Annotated in this window: 12 protein-coding genes; 11 read left to right on the top strand and 1 reads right to left on the bottom strand. The window is 43.3% G+C overall.

Annotated elements, in window-relative coordinates; translation table 11 throughout:
• Positions 1 to 121 precede the first annotated feature (121 nt).
• Positions 122 to 1063 carry an NADP-dependent oxidoreductase gene (locus HWQ41_RS13345; RefSeq protein ID WP_292763391.1) on the bottom strand — a complete coding sequence of 314 codons (942 nt, stop codon included), beginning with the start codon at positions 1061 to 1063 and terminating at the stop codon, positions 122 to 124.
• 1260 nt (positions 1064 to 2323) lie between these two features.
• Between HWQ41_RS13345 and HWQ41_RS13340 the strand changes: the two genes are divergently transcribed.
• From HWQ41_RS13340 to HWQ41_RS13290, 11 genes are all read left to right on the top strand, one after another.
• Positions 2324 to 5206, top strand: coding sequence for a bifunctional transaldolase/phosoglucose isomerase (locus HWQ41_RS13340; RefSeq protein WP_292763389.1), 2883 nt, complete (start codon positions 2324 to 2326; stop codon positions 5204 to 5206).
• A 140-nt stretch (positions 5207 to 5346) separates the two neighbouring features.
• On the top strand, positions 5347 to 6327 hold the full coding sequence (gene gnd / locus HWQ41_RS13335) for a phosphogluconate dehydrogenase (NAD(+)-dependent, decarboxylating) (RefSeq protein WP_292763387.1): 981 nt from the start codon (positions 5347 to 5349) through the stop codon (positions 6325 to 6327).
• A 20-nt stretch (positions 6328 to 6347) separates the two neighbouring features.
• Positions 6348 to 7901: a glucose-6-phosphate dehydrogenase gene (gene zwf, locus HWQ41_RS13330; RefSeq protein ID WP_292763386.1), complete on the top strand. Its 1554-nt coding sequence runs from the start codon at positions 6348 to 6350 to the stop codon at positions 7899 to 7901.
• Between the two features lie 39 nt (positions 7902 to 7940).
• Complete coding sequence (locus tag HWQ41_RS13325; protein WP_292763385.1) at positions 7941 to 8864, top strand: Cof-type HAD-IIB family hydrolase; 924 nt, start codon at positions 7941 to 7943, stop codon at positions 8862 to 8864.
• Between the two features lie 330 nt (positions 8865 to 9194).
• Positions 9195 to 10142, top strand: coding sequence for a class I fructose-bisphosphate aldolase (locus HWQ41_RS13320; RefSeq protein ID WP_292763384.1), 948 nt, complete (start codon positions 9195 to 9197; stop codon positions 10140 to 10142).
• Positions 10143 to 10437: 295 nt separating this feature from the next.
• Complete coding sequence (locus HWQ41_RS13315; RefSeq protein ID WP_292763383.1) at positions 10438 to 11361, top strand: EthD domain-containing protein; 924 nt, start codon at positions 10438 to 10440, stop codon at positions 11359 to 11361.
• 674 nt (positions 11362 to 12035) lie between these two features.
• Positions 12036 to 13259, top strand: a complete 1224-nt coding sequence (locus HWQ41_RS13310) for a DUF2252 family protein (protein ID WP_292763381.1) — start codon at positions 12036 to 12038, stop codon at positions 13257 to 13259.
• An 84-nt stretch (positions 13260 to 13343) separates the two neighbouring features.
• Entirely contained in the window at positions 13344 to 13985 is a 642-nt protein-coding gene (locus HWQ41_RS13305) for a phosphatase PAP2 family protein (protein ID WP_292763379.1), read from the top strand.
• Between the two features lie 286 nt (positions 13986 to 14271).
• A complete protein-coding gene (locus HWQ41_RS13300) occupies positions 14272 to 15330 on the top strand; it encodes a BMP family protein (RefSeq protein ID WP_292763378.1) in 1059 nt (352 codons plus the stop codon).
• A 95-nt stretch (positions 15331 to 15425) separates the two neighbouring features.
• Entirely contained in the window at positions 15426 to 16895 is a 1470-nt protein-coding gene (locus HWQ41_RS13295) for an ABC transporter ATP-binding protein (protein ID WP_292763376.1), read from the top strand.
• Positions 16896 to 17019: 124 nt separating this feature from the next.
• A complete protein-coding gene (locus HWQ41_RS13290) occupies positions 17020 to 18060 on the top strand; it encodes an ABC transporter permease (protein ID WP_292763375.1) in 1041 nt (346 codons plus the stop codon).
• Positions 18061 to 18185 lie beyond the last annotated feature (125 nt).

The following is an 18185-nucleotide window of genomic DNA, read 5'->3' as shown; positions in this document are numbered from 1 at the left end:
TTCTTTCGGATCTTGAATATGAGCAAGTACTGATTTTATAGAGGCAAAACATACCGCAACCAAATGAGCATACTTGACTTGATTTTTTGATCAAAGTCACAGCAAAAAGATGAAATCAGTATTAATCAGCGACTTGCAGGACAATTTTTCCCCGTATTTGACCTCTTTGACCTAAATCATGGGCTTTATGTACCTCTGCCAGAGGCAAGACTGTCTCAACATTGAATCTAATTTGTCCTGCGTCAATCAACTGAGCAATCTCAGTAAGTTGCCTAGAGTTGGGCTGCACGAAGAGCATTTCTCCCCGAACACCATAGGTGGCAGCGATTTGTTTTGAAGGTAGGCTGATTGTAGAGATGAGGACACCACCTTTTTTCAAGACACCCCAAGACCGCTCTTGCGTATCTCCCCCTATTGTGTCAAGCACGACATCCACGTTTTGAACAACGTCCTCAAATCGGACTGCATTGTAATCCAATATCTGATCTGCACCTAACTCCTGTAGGCGATAGTGATTATGGGCGGAGGCTGTTGCAATCACCCACGCCCCTTTCCACTTTGCCAACTGCACCGCCAAAGATCCAACGCCGCCCGCCCCTCCATGAATCAGCACCCTTTGTCCTGCGGAAAGTCTACCTATCTCGAATAGTGCTTGCCAAGCCGTCAGCGCTACCACTGGTACAGCAGATGCCTGGGTTGGTTTCAGTGTTGTCGGTTTAAGTGCAACATCTGATACACCTGCAACGGCATACTCTGCATAGGCTCCATTCCGAGTCATGTTGAGGCTGCCATACACAGGTGAGCCAACTTTAAGGCTACTAACACCTGAACCAACCGCGTCTACCACACCCGCAATATCCCAACCAAGGATTAAGGGCAGCTTGTATGGAATTATATCTTTCATCTGACCAGAACGTATTTTCCAATCGATGGGGTTAACCCCAGCAGCTTGTACGCGGATCAGCACTTCGCCCTCACTTGGTTCAGGACGTAGAGCGTTTTCATAGGTAAGAACTTCTGGACTACCATAAGAATGAATATGCACTGCTTTCATTGTTGTCATCAGGAATCTCCGATTCACGTAATAAATTGTCCTGGAATTCAAATTAAGACTACTTGGCACAAGCCAAGTCAGAAGTCAAAACCTACTTACTTATGAAGCATTTTCGATCTTGAATTTAGATTTAAATTATAGTTTTCACTTTCAAAAAGCTTTTGACCAGATAAGATCCTAATGTTAGGAAGAAATTTAGGTAAATTAGACTTATCTGTTTACTTTGACTTGTGTGTACACCGTAGCCTACTGGGGAGGGGCTAGGGGAGAGATGGCGCAGGAATTACAAGTAATTTACCGGACATGATGTGAGCCGCGCACGCACATATTCAAAAAAACTAACACCCAACTTTCAAGTCGTGGCAGTCAGAATAATTGCCTACCCGGTATTGAGGAGATACAAATTATCTGTCATCCCGCTCATCTGAATGTTTTTTCTCATAAGTGAGAAATCCGGGTTCTGCATCTCATGAAAAGTCAGATTTTTTATGGGACTTCATTCACAGGCTTAACTTCAGTAATAACGTGTAGAACTTTGCTGGTGAAGACAGGCTTGAAACGAAATAATGATAACTATACCATTTATCTTCTTTAATGCCACATGCAACAGTAAAGGCACAAATGCGAAAAGTTAACTTTTTATTCTCTGGTTACCTTTTTCATATTCCTCAATTCGCACTCTTTTTTCCGCTCCTTACCCCATTGGAGAAAATCCTCGTCTTCACCTTGTAACTTGATGATCTGTGCATCCAATTGACTCTGACTTTCTCAATAGATGCAATCAAATCAGCAAACTCTGGATACTGAGGCATACTGACGGCAATGCCTCCAATAGCTAAGAGTTTTGTATTGCGTGAATCAACTAGTACTAAATATAGCATTTCATAAATTCATCGCTAATTAAATTTGGCAACATTCTGTGTCCCTCTGCGTTTAAAAACGCTACGATTCTACGCAAAGCTGTACTAAACAATTCAATATCCTGCTCATAGCAAGCCTCTTTTAAATTTATCAGATGCAATTTAAATGTATATCAGGCTAGATGTTATGGCGTGTAGTTACTAGAGGTTACAGCATGAGTTTTGGTGAACAAGGCAGCTAACTTTTGCTAACAGTGGTATGTCGGATCAATCGGACACAGTATTAGCATGAAAACCTGTTAGAGCTTGGATGCCTCTAATGAAATTGTAAAAGAAATTTGGCTTCATTCTTGAGAACATCTTCTTTCCAGTCAAGGCGCAATTAGCAAACGCTTAAGGAGACCAAATCATGACCGTTTCGGAAACTAGAACGAACCCTTTGCAAGCATTACAAAATTATGGACAGTCCATTTGGCTAGACTATATCCGGCGCAGCCTGATTACTAGTGGCGAACTGCAACGCCTAATTGATGATGATGGGGTACGAGGGGTTACATCTAATCCAGCAATTTTTCAGAAAGCCATTGCGGGTAGTACTGACTACGATCAGGCGATCAAGATAGTTGAGGATAGTGAGGATCAAAATGCTATTTCGCTCTATGAACAGTTAGCAATTGAAGACATCCAAGCCGCAGCTGATATTTTGCAACCTATTTACCAACAAACCAACAGACAAGATGGTTACGTCAGCCTGGAAGTCTCACCCTATTTAGCTCACGACACTCAGGAAACCATTTCAGAAGCGCATCGGCTTTGGCAAGCTGTAAAAAGACCCAACCTGATGATTAAAGTTCCTGCTACACCTGCTGGGATCTTTGCTATTCAACAACTGATCAGCGATGGCATTAATGTCAATGTGACGCTGCTGTTCGCCCAAGAAGTCTATGAGCAAGTTGCGAATGCTTACATCGCAGGGTTAGAGGCACTTGCTGCTAGAGGTGGAGATGTCAGTCAAGTGAACAGCGTTGCCAGTTTCTTCATTAGCCGGATTGATACTGCCATTGATAATCTGATCACTACTCGACTCAAAATAACGAGCAACAGCAACAAGGATGAGCGGCGATTACTTGAGGTGATGCTGGGGAGAATTGCGATCGCCAATGCTAAACTAACTTATCAGCGCTACCAGGAGATTTATCAGAGCGATCGCTGGCAAAAACTTGCAGGGTTGGGTGCTAAAGCCCAACGACTTCTATGGGCAAGCACAGCTACTAAAAATCCCCAATACAGTGATGTTTTGTATGTGGAAGGATTAATTGGTCTAGACACCGTGAATACAATTTTGCCTACGACTTTGGCAGCTTTTGCCGACCACGGACAGCCTCGCCTTAGTTTGGTCGAGAACCTTGACATTGCTTCGCAGATGATGCTGAAACTGGAAAGGGCAGGTATTTCCTTTAAAAGCGTCACAGATCAATTGCTGGTTGAAGGATTAGATTTATTTTCCGATGCCTTTGACCAATTGTTGGGTTCAGTAGAGAAAAAGCGAGAAATAGTTTTGGGGGCAAAACTTGACTCCTTATCCTACAAACTGCCAGAAGACCTTGCTACTAGCGTTCAAGCACATCTAGAAGACTGGCGCGTTAAGGGCAAAATCCGTAGACTGTGGTCGCATGATGCTTCTCTGTGGACGGGCGCGGATGAAAATCGCTGGTTGGGTTGGCTTGGTATTACTGAAGATCAGCTAGCGCAAATTGATCACCTCAAACAGCTGGCACAAGAAGTTAAAGATTTGGGCTTTTCTCACGTTGTACTGCTGGGTATGGGTGGGTCGTCACTCTGCCCAGAGGTAATGAAGCTCACTTTTGGGAAAGTTGCAGGTTATCCAGAATTGTTGGTGCTAGATTCAACTGACCCTGCTCAGATTCAGACGCTTTTAAATCAAATTAACCTGACCAAAACCCTGTTCATTGTCTCTAGTAAGTCTGGCAGCACCTTAGAGCCAAACATCTTCAAGCAATATTTCTTTGATCGGGTGCAGCAAATTCTTGGGGCAGAATCAGCAGGAAACCGTTTCATTGCGATCACCGACCCTGGTTCCCAACTGCAACACATTGCAGAAGCTGACGACTTCCGTCATATCTTCTTTGGTCTGCCTAGCATTGGTGGTCGCTATTCTGCCTTATCTAACTTTGGGATGGTGCCAGCTGCGGCAATGGGTGTCGATGTTGCCAAGCTACTAGACTCTGCTGAAGAGATGGTGCATTCCTGCGCTCCTTCGGTTCCAGCAAAGGATAATCCTGGTGTCGTTCTCGGAACCATTTTAGGTGTATTGGCAAACCAAGGACGAGATAAAGTGACGCTGATTACCTCGCCCTTGATTGCAGATTTGGGTGGGTGGTTAGAGCAATTGCTGGCGGAGTCTACGGGTAAAGATAACTTGGGATTAATTCCAATTGACCGCGAACCATTAGGAGATCCAAAAGTATACGGTAGCGATCGCCTGTTCGTGTATATTCGTCTAGAATCTGCCCCTGACCAAACTCAAGATGCTGCTGTAGCAGCGCTAGAACAAGCAGGACAGCCAACCGTCCGCATTTTAGTTGCAAATTCATACCAGCTAGGACAAGAGTTTTTCCGTTGGGAAATTGCCACTGCGGTTGCTGGGTCAATTCTCGGCATCCATGCCTTTAACCAACCTGATGTGGAAGCTAGCAAAATCGCTACTCGTCAATTGACAACTGAATATGAAAGAACTGGGGCATTACCACCGGAAACACCAATTTTCACAGAAGCAGGTATTAAATTATTCACTGACCCCAAAAATGCTGTATTGCTGTCCGAGGCAGTGGGGCGTGACCAATCTCTAGTTGGTTATTTACGCGCTCATCTGAATCAACTCCAAGTTGGAGACTACTTTGCATTGCTGGCTTATATCGAAATGAACGAATCCCACCAAGCGCAACTGCAAGTTATCCGGCAATTAGTTCGGGACTCAAAGCAAGTTGCAACCTGTTTGGGCTTCGGGCCCCGCTTTTTACATTCCACAGGACAGGCATACAAAGGAGGGCCAAACACTGGCGTTTTTCTGCAAATCACTTGTGATGATGCTGTTGATTTGCCTGTAACTGGTCAAAAATACGGTTTTGGAGTTGTCAAAGCAGCGCAAGCAAGGGGTGATTTTCAGGTATTGTCAGACCGAAACCGTCGCTCTCTAAGAGTACATTTTGATCAAAATGTGCAAGCAGATTTAGAACTATTACAGACGGTTATAAAGCAAATTTTGGTCTAAGTTTCACGGCATATAGCGATTCTGATTTCAATGAAATACAGCTTTATGTGTGGTTGATTAATTCTTGGATGTACTTGATCAAATCAATAACCGCCATAGTGCATCTTCAATAGAGAGTATTTAGTCAATAGAGGAGACAAATGATGCAAATTGGTGTAGTTGGTCTTGGGCGCATGGGTGCCAATATCGTTAGACGGTTAATGCGCTATGGACATGAGTGCGTAGTCTTCAACCGTACCCCCGACAAAGTTCGGCAGCTAGAAGGCGAAGGTGCCACAGCAGCAACCTCACTTCATGAATTTGTACATCTACTCACAAAGCCAAGAGTCGTTTGGGTGATGGTGCCTGCTGGCGATGCAACCGAGCAAACAGTTACTGCTTTAGCCCAAAACCTGGAACCAGGTGACATAATTATTGATGGTGGCAATTCCTACTATAAAGATGATATCCGTCGTGCCAAATTGCTGAATGCAAAAGGTATCAACTACATTGATGTAGGCACAAGCGGGGGTGTATGGGGATTAGAGCGGGGTTACTGTCTGATGATTGGTGGCAGAGCAGAGGTTGTCAGTTACCTCGACCCGATTTTTAAGTCCCTTGCTCCGGGAACAGGAGATATTCCCAGGACACCTGGAAGAGAAAACCTGAGAAGCACTGCTGAAATGGGCTACTTACACTGTGGTGCTTATGGAGCAGGACACTTTGTCAAAATGGTGCATAATGGCGTTGAGTATGCGCTAATGCAGGCATACGCCGAGGGGTTTGACATTTTCCGCAATGCCAACTCTCAGGAACTGGCTGAAGATTACCGTTATGACTTAAATGTGGCAGATATTTCCGAAGTCTGGCGGCGGGGTAGTGTAGTGGGGTCTTGGCTGCTAGACTTGACCGCAATGGCGCTGGCAGAGAATCCCACACTTTCTAACTACAGTGGATATGTGCAGGACTCCGGTGAGGGGCGCTGGACAATTATGGCTGCGATCGAAGAAGCCGTCCCTACTGATGTACTATCGGCTGCCCTCTATACTCGTTTCCGCTCCCGACAGGAGCATACTTTTGCGGAGAAAATGCTGTCTGCCATGCGCTACAAGTTTGGCGGACACGTTGAGCAACACAGCTAAGGGATACTACTTGTAAAATCATGACTTTTGCAAAAGCAAATAACCTGACTAAATTGCCAGACCGACCAGCAAATCCCTGTGTGATAGTGATTTTCGGTGCAGCTGGAGACTTAACTAAGCGCAAACTTATTCCTGCCCTCTATAACTTGGCACGCAGTAACTTGCTGCCTGATGAGTTTGCCATTGTCGGTGTCACCCGTGCCCCCATGAGTAGCGAAGATTTTCGTACTCAAATGAGTCGGGATATCGAAGAATTCTCCACTAACGACATTGACCCCCAACTTTGGCAGTGGTTTGAGAAACGGCTGTATTACCTAGCAGGTGATTTCCAGGACACCCACACCTACAGTCAACTCAAAGAATTGCTAATGCAGGTTGATCAAGAGTGTAGCACCCAAGGTAACTATCTCTTCTACCTAGCAACTGCGCCTAATTTCTTCTGCGACATCATCTGGCAACTAGGCTCTGTTGGACTTGCCCAAGAAGACGGTTACTGGCGGCGTGTGATTATTGAAAAACCTTTTGGACACGATTTGGAATCTGCTCGCGCCCTAAACAAAAATATCAGCACAATTCTCAAAGAAAGTCAAGTATATCGGATTGATCACTACCTGGGTAAGGAGACGGTGCAGAACATTTTGGTCTTCCGCTTCGGCAACGGACTATTTGAGCCGATTTGGAATCACCGCTATATTGATCATGTACAGATCACAGTTGGTGAGACTGTGGGAGTAGAACGTAGGGGCGGCTACTACGAAGGAGCGGGGGCAATCCGCGATATGGTTCAAAACCATATATTCCAACTGCTGGCGATGATGGCAATGGAACCGCCTGTTTCCTTTGAAGCAGATGCAGTGCGAGATGAAAAGTCGAAAGTACTCAAGGCAATTCAACCCCTGACTCCCCAGGATGTGCTGACTCATACCGTTCGCGGGCAGTATGGGGAAGGAATAGTCAAAGGAGAGCATGTACCTAATTACCGTTTGGAGCCTCGCGTTGCTCCTGACTCTGGAACAGAAACCTTTGCCGCCTTGAAACTGATGATTGATAACTGGCGTTGGGCAGACGTACCTTTTTACCTACGTACAGGGAAGTGTCTACCACAGCGAGTCACTGAAATTGCCATCCAATTCAAGCGAGTACCATCCTTGCTTTTTCACGAAACCTCCGTTGACCAGCTAGTTCCCAACTTTCTGGTGATTCGTATCCAACCTAACGAGGGAATTAGTTTGCAATTTGGGGCAAAAGTTCCTGGCCCGACAGTACGAATGGGGGCGGTGGATATGGACTTTGCTTACACTGACTACTTTAATAGTACGCCCAGCACGGGTTATGAAACCTTGCTTTACGACTGCATGATTGGTGATGCTACTCTGTTTCAGCGATCAGACAATGTGGAATTAGGCTGGAAGGTGGTCAGTCCAATTCTGGATGTATGGAAAGCTTTGCCACCACGTAACTTTCCCAACTATGCCGCAGGCACTTGGGGGCCAAAAGATGCAGATGAGTTGTTGCAACGCGATGGTCGGCAGTGGAGAACGAGTACCGATTTTACTGCTCCAATCAAGCATTGAATGAATACGATCCCCCAAAGAATAGAAGTGACAACATTTATGAATCAAACGATTCATTTCAAACCATCTAAAATTTCTTTGTTGGTTGCCGATGTAGACGGCACTTTGGTTAATCGTGAGAAGATATTGACAAATCGCACCTATACAGCAGTCCAAAAGCTGAAGGAGGCTGGTATTATCTTCACCATTACTAGTGGTCGCCCACCCTTGGGCATGAAGATGATTGTGGATGCACTTAATTTGACTGCCCCGATCGCGGGCTTCAATGGAGCGGTATTCTTTAATTCTGACCTCTCCATTATTGATCAGAATGTACTGACTCAGGCGATCGCCAAGCAGGTCATTGAAATCATCACTGCTCACGGTCTGGATGTTTGGGTCTATGGAGGCAAGGATTGGTTTATACCTGAGCGGCACGGCTCTCATGTTGACCGCGAAGAAAGGACGGTCAAATTCTCACCAACCGTTGTGTCCAACTTTGATGGACTGCTAAACAACGTCGCCAAAATCGTTGGTGTCAGCGATGACTTGGAAGCAATAGCCCGATGCGAGGTTGATGTGCAGCGAGAGTTCAGTGGACAGGTCTGCTGTCAGGCGGGCGCGAGTTCCGGTGATGGGGAGCAAGTTTCTGCCGCCCGCTCCCAGCCCTACTATTTAGATGTCACCCACCCTCGCGCTAATAAGGGGGCAGTGGTGCAGCGTCTCGGTGAACTCCTGGCAATTCTGGCTCAAGAGATTGCCACCATTGGTGATATGCCTAACGATGTACCAATGTTTGAACAAAGCGGTCTAAGCATTGCTATGGGCAACGCCAATGTCCAAGTGCAACATCGGGCCCAATATGTAACGACTTCCGATGAAGAGGAAGGATTTGCCAATGCAGTGGAACGGTTCATTTTGGGTAACAACGGCTCAAAGTCAGTACTCGATGGGAACTCAAGGCAGTCAGCAGCAAGGGGTTAAATCTAGACCAGCCCTTGAGATGAAAAATTGTCCTTGCTGCTCTCATCGAATGCTGCAACATATTCGGAATAAGCAGATGTTGGCAGCAAATGCCATTGCTGAATGTAGAAACCCGTAACTCATTCTCAGCTTATGTTGTCAGCAGGTCATTAATTAAACATGAGTTCGACGGCTCAAATGGTGTTTGCCTAATGACCTGAATCAAAAGACCTCTTAAGAGTTTTTACTACGCAAAACCGTTCCTTTCTAACTCGGACATGATATCAGGGAGAGGTTCATCGAACTCACGTTAATTAAAAGAAAAAAACTGATTCATTTTGGAGAATCAACATGATCCAACAAGTAAAAGAAATTCTAAGTTGGTACGGCAGCGATAATCCAGGAACGCTAACCAACCTGGCACGACTACTCAATCATGGTAAGTTAGCAGGTACTGGTAAACTTGTTATCCTACCTGTGGATCAAGGGTTTGAACATGGGCCAGCCCGTAGTTTTGCGGCTAACCCACTTGCCTACGACCCTCATTATCATTTTGAGCTAGCAATTGAATCAGGCTGCAACGCCTATGCGGCTCCTTTAGGATTTCTAGAGGCGGGTGCAAGAGAGTTCGCGGGTGATATCCCCCTGATTTTGAAAGTTAACGACCATGATGTGCTGATAGATGAAAAAGACCCCAACCAAGCCTTGACTGGGAGTGTTCAAGATGCTTTAAGACTAGGTTGTGTGGGAATTGGTTTTACTATCTATCCTGGCTCAACTCATCGATTGGAGTTGTATGAGCAAATTCGCGCCTATGCTGAAGAGGCAAAACGCCACGGCTTAGTAGTAATTATCTGGTCTTACCCGCGTGGCTCTGGTCTGAGCAAAATGGGAGAAACTGCGATCGATGTGACGAGCTACGCTGCTCACATTGCTGCTCAACTTGGTGCCCATATTATTAAGGTGAAACTACCAACTGCTCATATCGAGCAAGAAGCAGCCCGTAAAGTCTATGAAAAAGAGCAAATTCCAATTACCACTCTGGATGAGCGAGTCCGGCATGTTGTGCAATGTACGTTCAATCGTCGGCGAATCGTGATTTTTTCGGGTGGCCCTACTGAAAGTGATGATGTGTTACTTGATGAGATTCGTGCTATTCACAAGGGTGGCGGATTTGGCTCTATCATCGGGCGCAATTCATTTCAACGTTCTCAACCAGATGCATTGCGGCTACTGACTGCAATTATGGATATTTACCGTGATGAATTCGCTCTGATTCCCACTCCAGTCCTTGCCTAGCGGTTCATACTCCAAAAATTTCCGCTCAAGACTAATTTAGATGAGTTAGAAGAAGTTTTATTTCAACGTTGCAATGTGCTATGGGACTCCGATTTGATTTTTAAAACATATTGAGACTGAAAAGCCCGCTTGCTTAGGATTTTATCTGAAATCCTGTTCAGAAATCAAAGAGGAGTCCTATATCTAGCGATCGCGACCTAATTTGCAGTCTAACTTGTTACCACTGCTAGCCACAAACAAACAACAGCATTACTATCTGCCTTTAACCGGATTTGATATTACTAGGAGATGAACTATGGCAAAGGTCAATTACTCAGCAGATGATCAAGATGTGACAACAATATTATATATACTTCTTAAAAAGAGAGAAGAAATAGATTGGCAAACATTCTATAGCTACTGGAAAAATGTTCATGGCCCAGTAAGTGCAAGGCTACCAGGTCAATACCAGTATTGGCAGTATCACTTGACTCATAATTGGGATAATATTTGGCCAAGCATTGATGGGGTAGAATACAAAATTTCAGAAGAAGAACAGTTAGATGGAATAGCAGAATTGACGTTTGTATCAGAAGAGAACTTTAAAACCTGGATTAATACTGCTGCTATTCTCGATTCTGACCAGCAGAACTTTGTTAGTAAAGCTGTTATGTATATAACAACTCATGGTAATTCTAAAACGTATGTTAACAGCATAGAAAATAGTTCCCAAATTGGCAAGATAGATGTAATCAAATTCCATGTTATGGTCAAAAAGACAAATGCTATCACTGTTGATGAGTTTCGGAAATATATGGTAGATACATTTGCTGAATCTTTTTGGAAAAGTGATTTAGTTCTTAAGTTTAGACTGCATCTACTTGAGGAGCATGACAATTCACTTCCACCAGCACCCGGAGTTTCTCATTACGAACCAATAGAAAAGCAATATCAAGCAGCATTTGAAATTGCCTTTAAAAATTCGATAGACATGGAAACTTTCCTTAATTCAGAAGCATATACTTCTGTAGTAAAAGATCACAGAAAGTATATAAAGCAATTTGTTACTTTTTTAGAACAGGGTACTTACACCTTTGTCGATAATGGGAAGTTAACTCTAGCTGGACAAAGAACTTCCACAGTAGCGGAACTTATCACAAATCTGGGTGCAACCAATCAAACACAAGACAAGATACTCAATCTGATGCTTGACAACGATAAATCGAGGCTTGTCATCTGACACTGAAGCACTTTTAAGGGTTTGAGGCTCAATCTTTATATCTACCGTCAAAGCCCTAGCAATGCCCAATTCTTGCTAGATAACTAGAAGTACAGGAGAGTAATTATTATAACAATCAATATCAAAACTACGTTAGTGCCGCCTAGTCCGAGTTCTACATATTTGGTGCTGGGTGACTTAGGGACTTCCAAAAAATAAAACATTTCCCTAAAAAACAATGATAATAATTCTTATTTACATACTCAGAAATTAATTCTTTGGGACAATTTATTCTTTGAAAGTCCCATAATCAAACTGAGGGAGGAGGCGAGCGTCGCTCGCCTCGTCTCACCACACACGATTATCATTTTTGTTAAGAATATTTTGAGTATTTTAACTGATTGACAAAAAGCGATTGTAGTAAAAAAAATTAGCAAATTTCACATCGTTCCCCATCCAAAGCTTTAAAGTGTAGTTAATGTTCCTAAGAGCCAAGCAAAACCATTACTACCCCAGAACTTTTAGGTAGAATGCTGACGTGGCGGGGTTTCTCAAAAACTTTTCGATTTACCGACACTCTTCACCCAAATTCACGATGACTGAAACCCTTATTTTTGCGTCGGTTTCCGAAAGTTTGTGATAAAGCTGACTGTCAGAGAAATGCCAAGATAGGGATCGCTTAACAACGAAAAATTATGACAAACAATATTGTTGACAGAATTCACCGATTCAATACAGAGCAAAAACGCGATCCAGAACTACTGAAATTAAAGTACAAGGCAATGCGTTCTAATGTTTTTACCTTTTATCGCGGCACTTGTCATTTATTTTACGAAGACTTCCCTAAAAATTCACCGTTGAATGCAGCGCCAAGTGTATGGATTTGTGGTGATCTACATCTGGAAAACTTCGGCAGTTATAAGGGTGACAATCGATTAGTTTACTTTGATATTAATGATTTTGACGAAGCTGTTATCGCCCCTTGTACCTGGGATATAGTGCGATTTATTACTAGTTTAATAGTCGGTTCACACACGCTGGGTGTAAATGAATCAGAAGCATTAGATTTAAATAATCACTTTCTCGATGCCTATGTTAATACTTTAGCTAAAGGGCAGATTAGGAGTGTAGAAAAGGAAACAGCTAAAGGCTTAGTTAAAGATTTATTATCAAGCTTAAATAAACGCGATCGCCAAATATTTTTAGATGGGCATACTCAAGAAAAAAAAGGCAACCGTCGCTTGATTGTTGATCACAAATCTATTGCAGCAAAAGCGACAGTAGAAGAACAACAAAAAGTCATAAAATTAATCGGAGATTGGCACAAATCTACACAAAAAGACGCGGAGTTTTACCAAGTTTTAGATGTACAAAGGCGGATAGCTGGTACGGGAAGTTTAGGGTTAGAACGTTATATAATTTTGGTGGAAGGCAAAGGTTCTCCTGACGGTAATTATCTATTAGATTTGAAGCTAGCAGCACAAAGCTCATTACAGCCATATTTATGTAAATTGCCTCAGCCACATCAGCCACAGTGGGCAAGTGAAGCAGCGCGGGTGGTGGCTATCCAACAGCGGGTGCAAGGGACGCCACCTGCACTACTGGAGGCGATAGTTGACGATACTAATTCTTATGCTTTGCGCGAGTTACAGCCATCACAAGACAGAGTAAGTTTGCAGGCGTGGGATGGAAAGCTGGGACGTTTAGAGAAGTTGATGCAGACAATGGGTGAAGTAACAGCGTGGGATCAATTACGCAGTGGTGGTAGACAAGGTTCTGCGATCGCAGATGATTTAATCAAGTTTGCTCACTTATCTGATTGGCGTAATCAAATCCTTAAGTATGCAACCAGCTACTCTAAGCAAGTAGAACTAGATTACCAAGAATTCTGTCAAAAATCATCAATCTTGCCTAGTTAAGAATCGCCATGTAATTAATTCTGTTTGGTTACTTATACCGCTAGCATTAGAGAAAGATTAATTAATTAATGCGGGAGCAAGTTGATGCGCCTCACCAGAAGTCGGAGAGCAGTACTGCTCCTACTGCTTGGCGGATTTATTCCCTTACTGATATTTGGGGACTTAGCAGAGGATGTCTGGAAACAAGGCGGATTTCCCTTCGATGTTCCCCTATTATTAGCTATTCACAGCACTGCCCAACCGAAACTAGACGTTTTTGTCTCGCACTTGACGAAGTTAGGAGTGTTTTGGGGGGTATTCCCAGCAGCAGCAATGATTGCGCTGTTCCTACTGATTCGACAACGGTGGCGTGCTTTAGAGTACTTTTTCACAGCCTCGGTGGGCAGTATAATCATTAATCAGACGGTTAAGCTGTTGCTGCACCGGGCACGTCCTCATCTGTGGACATCACCCGCTCCAGAATTTGATTATGGCTTTCCTAGTGGTCATGCTATGGCTAGTATGACTTTAGTAGCAGCTTTGAGCATTTTGAGTTGGAACAGCCGTTGGCGTTGGTTTGTGCTGATTATCGGAACCCTGTTTGTCTTAATAATTGGTTGGACACGTTTGTATCTAGGAGTCCATTATCCAAGTGATGTATTAGCAGGATGGATGGTGGCATTGGGCTGGACAGTTGGAGTCAGCTTGCTAATCAACCCACATCAAGTTCGCCGGAGATGTCAATAAGCTGTTCCACATTTAACTTGCATAATTAGGGCGCTCATGTGTGTATGCATCGCTCCTAAAGTATTACTTATTTAAATTACTTAAGAGTATGACTAATACTCTGTATCAAAGCAGTGAGGCGATAACTAGACTGGACAGTTTAGTATGTCGCTGTCAGGATAACTTGTCCGAGAAGATACGTTTTTGTGCCTTGATTGAGAAATCCGGGAGAAATTATTTCCAAAAGACCACCTACGACTTTAGAGTGTTGAAATAACTAAAATAACTATCTATCTGAAGGCGAGGTATGACAACAAACTTTAGTCGGCGTGAATTTATCTTGTTTGGTTCAGCAGGGTTTGGTACCAGCTTACTGCTGCAAGCTTGCAGTAATAAGCCGACGACATCAACAGTGACAACAACGGGTGGTACTGAAGGGTTTAAAATAGCGATCGCTCTCCCTGGAATGATTACTGACAAAGGCTGGAATCAATCTGGTTATGAAGGCATCAATCTAGCAAAACAAAAGCTAGGTGCAGAAACCGCCTATGTCGAAAAAGTAGCACAAGCAGATCAAACAGAAGTATTAACAGATTTTGCTCGTAAAGGCTACAATCTCATCTTCGCGCATGGCGGACAATTTGATGCCGCAATTGAACAAGTCGCTTCACAGTTTCCCAACACATTTTTTGTGGGAGTAAATGGTAATCTCAAGGCTGAGAATATTGCTTCTTTACGAATAGATCACCTACAAGCTAGTTATTTGTGTGGCATTATCGGTGCTTCCGTCACTAAATCTAATAAATTAGCTTATATTGCTGGAGAGAAGTTTCCCGCTACCGAGGGGGAACTGCGGGGATTTGAATTAGGAGCAAAGTCTATTAAACCAAATATCCAAATTACTTCTACTTTTACGGGTGATTGGAATGATGTCGCCAAAGCCAAGGAAGCGACTCTGGCATTTATTTCTTCTGGTGCTGATGTCATCTATCAATGGTTAGATAATGCTTCAGCCGCAGTTTTACAAACAGCAGGTGAAAAAGGAGTATATGCTTTTGGTAACACCAAGGATCAATTAGACGTTGCACCAAAAGCTGTCTTAACCAGCGCTGTCAAACGCTTAGATTTAGCCATCGCTTACATAGCAGAATTAGCCAAACAAAAACAAATCCAAGGACAAATATATACAATTGGGCTAGAAAGAACAGATATCTTATTTTTAGGGAAATTCGGAGCAATCATACCGGAAGCAGTAAAGCAAAAGGTATTGAATGCAAAGCAAGAAATTGTTAATAAAAAAATCGTTTTTGAAGACTGCAAAGAGGCTGGTAAGGATACGCGCTGCGTGAAGAAAGCAACAACATAGGTTTAGCAGACTATATTAAAAAACTTTCGTAGTGAGGACTTTAGCCCAGATTTTGAGGACTAAAGTCCTCACTACAAGCTATCAGTTTTGTGAACATGAACTATTTACGCTTAAACAATATTACCAAACGCTTTGGGTCTTTTATTGCTAACGACAATATCAATCTCTCTGTTGCATCTGGAACCATTCATGCAATACTAGGCGAAAATGGTGCAGGGAAGAGTACTTTAATGAATATTATTACTGGACTCTATCAACCTGATGCTGGTGAAATTTATCTCCAAGAACAACCAATAAAAATTAACTCACCAAATGAGGCAATTAAATTAGGCATTGGCATGATTTACCAACACTTCATGCTTGTACCTCAATTGACTGTAACAGAAAATATCATCTTAGGAACGGAGAAAACTTTGCGGCTAAATTTACAATATAAACAGCAAGAAATCGCTGCTTTATCCCAAGCTTATGGATTAGAAATTGACCCCACTGCCAAAGTTGAAAATTTATCTGTTGGGGCACAACAACGGGTAGAAATTCTCAAAGTTCTCTACCGTCGAACAAAGTTGTTGATTCTTGATGAACCTACAGCAGTTTTGACACCGCCAGAAGTAGAATCATTAATTGCTATCTTGCGCCAATTGGCAGCCGCAGGCAATACAATCATTTTTATCAGTCATAAATTAGAAGAGGTAATAAATCTCTGTGATTCAGTAACAGTTTTGCGCCAGGGAAAGGTAGTAGCAACAACATCAACTGAAGCGGCGACACCTCAGCAGTTAGCAACATTGATGGTAGGACGCGAAGTAGCTTTACAGTTAAATAAAAGTCCTACATTACCAGGAGAAATCATTCTGTCGGTGCAAAATTTGCAAGTTGCTGATGAAAGAAATATTCCTGTTGTAAATAACATATCTTTTGAACTGCGGGCGGGAGAAATTTTAGGAATTGCTGGTGTCGATGGGAATGGACAGCGAGAATTAGCTGATGCGATTACTCTTTTGCGGACTATTAAGCAGGGTAAAATCGAGTTTACGCCCAAACATTCCTCAGTGGGCTACATTCCAGAAGATAGACAGACAATGGGATTGGTGTTGCAATTTAGCATCGCCCAAAATTTGATTTTAAAAGCTTTTAAATATCTGCCATTTTGTCGCCGTTTTTTGTTACAACAAGAAGCGATCGCTAATCGTGCCCAAGCTGCAATGCAAGAGTTTGACATTCGGGCGAATGGGATTGATATCAAGGTAAGTCAGCTTTCGGGAGGAAATCAACAAAAAGTGGTGTTAGCGCGAGAACTGGCGCATTCCCCTGCTTTAATTATCGCTATGCAACCTACCAGGGGGTTAGATGTAGGGGCGACAGTAGCAGTCCAATCTCGAATATTAACAGAACGCGATCGCGGTGCCGCAATTTTGTATATTTCTACTGAGTTAGAAGAAGTGATGACTATAAGCGATCGCATTGCTGTAATCTACAGAGGTGAGTTTGTGGCTATTTTGGATGCAGCCACGGCGAAGGTGGAAGAAATTGGTTTGTTGATGGGTGGTGGGAATAATGAATGATATTGTGTACGGTTAAAGACGGATTGTTAAGACTGCAAGGGGGTAGGGGGAGAAAGAGTTTTCAAGTTTTTGGACAGATGCGGGAATATTAATCAGCCGGACATGAACGATCGCAACTAATCGCATGAAATTCCTGTTACCAATCCTATCACCGCTAATTGCGATCGCCTCCGCTCTCATCGTCGGTGCTATCCTGATGCTAATTGCTGGGGCAAATCCCATCACCGCATACAGCATCCTATTTCAAGAATCTCTCTCTACCTACTTTGGATTTGGTAACACTCTCACCAAAATGACACCGCTATTGTTTGCTAGTTTAGGCGTGTTAGTGGCGTTGCGGGCTGGGCAATTTAATATCGGTGGAGAAGGACAAATTTATCTGGGTGCGTTGGGAAGTACTTTAATTGGGTTATACGTGCAAGGATTACCTGCGGTGATTCATATTTCCTTAGCACTTTTAGCAGGATTTTTCTTTGGTGCAGTTTGGGGTTGGATTCCTGGTTATCTCAAAGCAATGCGCGGAGTGAATGAGGTAATTACTACATTGTTGCTCAACTATATCGCCGTGAATTTAGTTAGCTACCTCGTACAAAATCCATTAATGGCAACAGGTGCGCCTAGTCCTTATTCGCCATTAATTGCCAAAACATCGCGTTTGCCGATTATATTACCCCAAAGCCTTGCCCATGCTGGTATTTTATTAGCTTTAATTGCCGCAGGTATTTTATGGGTATTGTTAGTGCGATCGTCTCTAGGTTATCAAATTACGGCAGTGGGATTTAACCCGATTGCCGCCCGTTATGCTCATATATCTGTTGAACGTACCATTATGCTGGTGATGGCTTGTTCGGGTGGTTTAGCTGGATTGGCTGGGAGTTGTGAGGTGATGGGGTTGAAATATCGGCTATTTGAACAAGTTTCACCAGGTTATGGGTTTGATGCCATTGCGATCGCTTTTTTAAGTCGTGGTAGTGTTATCGGTGTAGTATTGACTTCTTTGTTTTTTGCAGCGCTTCGCAGTGGTGCGAATGTGATGCAGCGTAGTGCAGGTGTGCCGGTAACTGTAGTTTACGCGATTCAAGGGTTTATGGTGTTGTTTATTGCTATCAGTCTCGCAGTCGAAAGAGAGATAAGAGTCAAAACGCAGAGTGGCGCGAAGGTTTAATATCATGTCCGCATAATTAGTTATGCTAACCACAGTCAATATACCCCACCCCCAGCCCCTCCCGAAGAGCGGCTATCCATTAGTCACATCTTTCTTAACATTGCGGAAAAGAAGTCAGGGAGAGG

It is taken from the genome of Nostoc sp. NOS(2021), from assembly GCF_017115025.1.
Classification (GTDB): domain Bacteria; phylum Cyanobacteriota; class Cyanobacteriia; order Cyanobacteriales; family Nostocaceae; genus Nostoc.
The sequence above is the reverse complement of the archived record's forward strand: the minus strand, read 5'-3'. Positions and strand labels throughout refer to the sequence as shown.

Coding starts and splice junctions, on each gene's coding strand:
- gnd (WP_292763387.1), top strand. CDS start 5,347: ATGATGCAAATTGGTGTAGTTGGTCTTGGGCGCATGGGTGCCAATATC.
- HWQ41_RS13340 (WP_292763389.1), top strand. CDS start 2,324: ATGACCGTTTCGGAAACTAGAACGAACCCTTTGCAAGCATTACAAAAT.
- HWQ41_RS13300 (WP_292763378.1), top strand. CDS start 14,272: ATGACAACAAACTTTAGTCGGCGTGAATTTATCTTGTTTGGTTCAGCA.
- HWQ41_RS13290 (WP_292763375.1), top strand. CDS start 17,020: ATGAAATTCCTGTTACCAATCCTATCACCGCTAATTGCGATCGCCTCC.
- HWQ41_RS13315 (WP_292763383.1), top strand. CDS start 10,438: ATGGCAAAGGTCAATTACTCAGCAGATGATCAAGATGTGACAACAATA.
- HWQ41_RS13325 (WP_292763385.1), top strand. CDS start 7,941: ATGAATCAAACGATTCATTTCAAACCATCTAAAATTTCTTTGTTGGTT.
- HWQ41_RS13345 (WP_292763391.1), bottom strand. CDS start 1,063: ATGACAACAATGAAAGCAGTGCATATTCATTCTTATGGTAGTCCAGAA.
- HWQ41_RS13310 (WP_292763381.1), top strand. CDS start 12,036: ATGACAAACAATATTGTTGACAGAATTCACCGATTCAATACAGAGCAA.
- HWQ41_RS13305 (WP_292763379.1), top strand. CDS start 13,344: ATGCGCCTCACCAGAAGTCGGAGAGCAGTACTGCTCCTACTGCTTGGC.
- HWQ41_RS13295 (WP_292763376.1), top strand. CDS start 15,426: ATGAACTATTTACGCTTAAACAATATTACCAAACGCTTTGGGTCTTTT.
- HWQ41_RS13320 (WP_292763384.1), top strand. CDS start 9,195: ATGATCCAACAAGTAAAAGAAATTCTAAGTTGGTACGGCAGCGATAAT.
- zwf (WP_292763386.1), top strand. CDS start 6,348: ATGACTTTTGCAAAAGCAAATAACCTGACTAAATTGCCAGACCGACCA.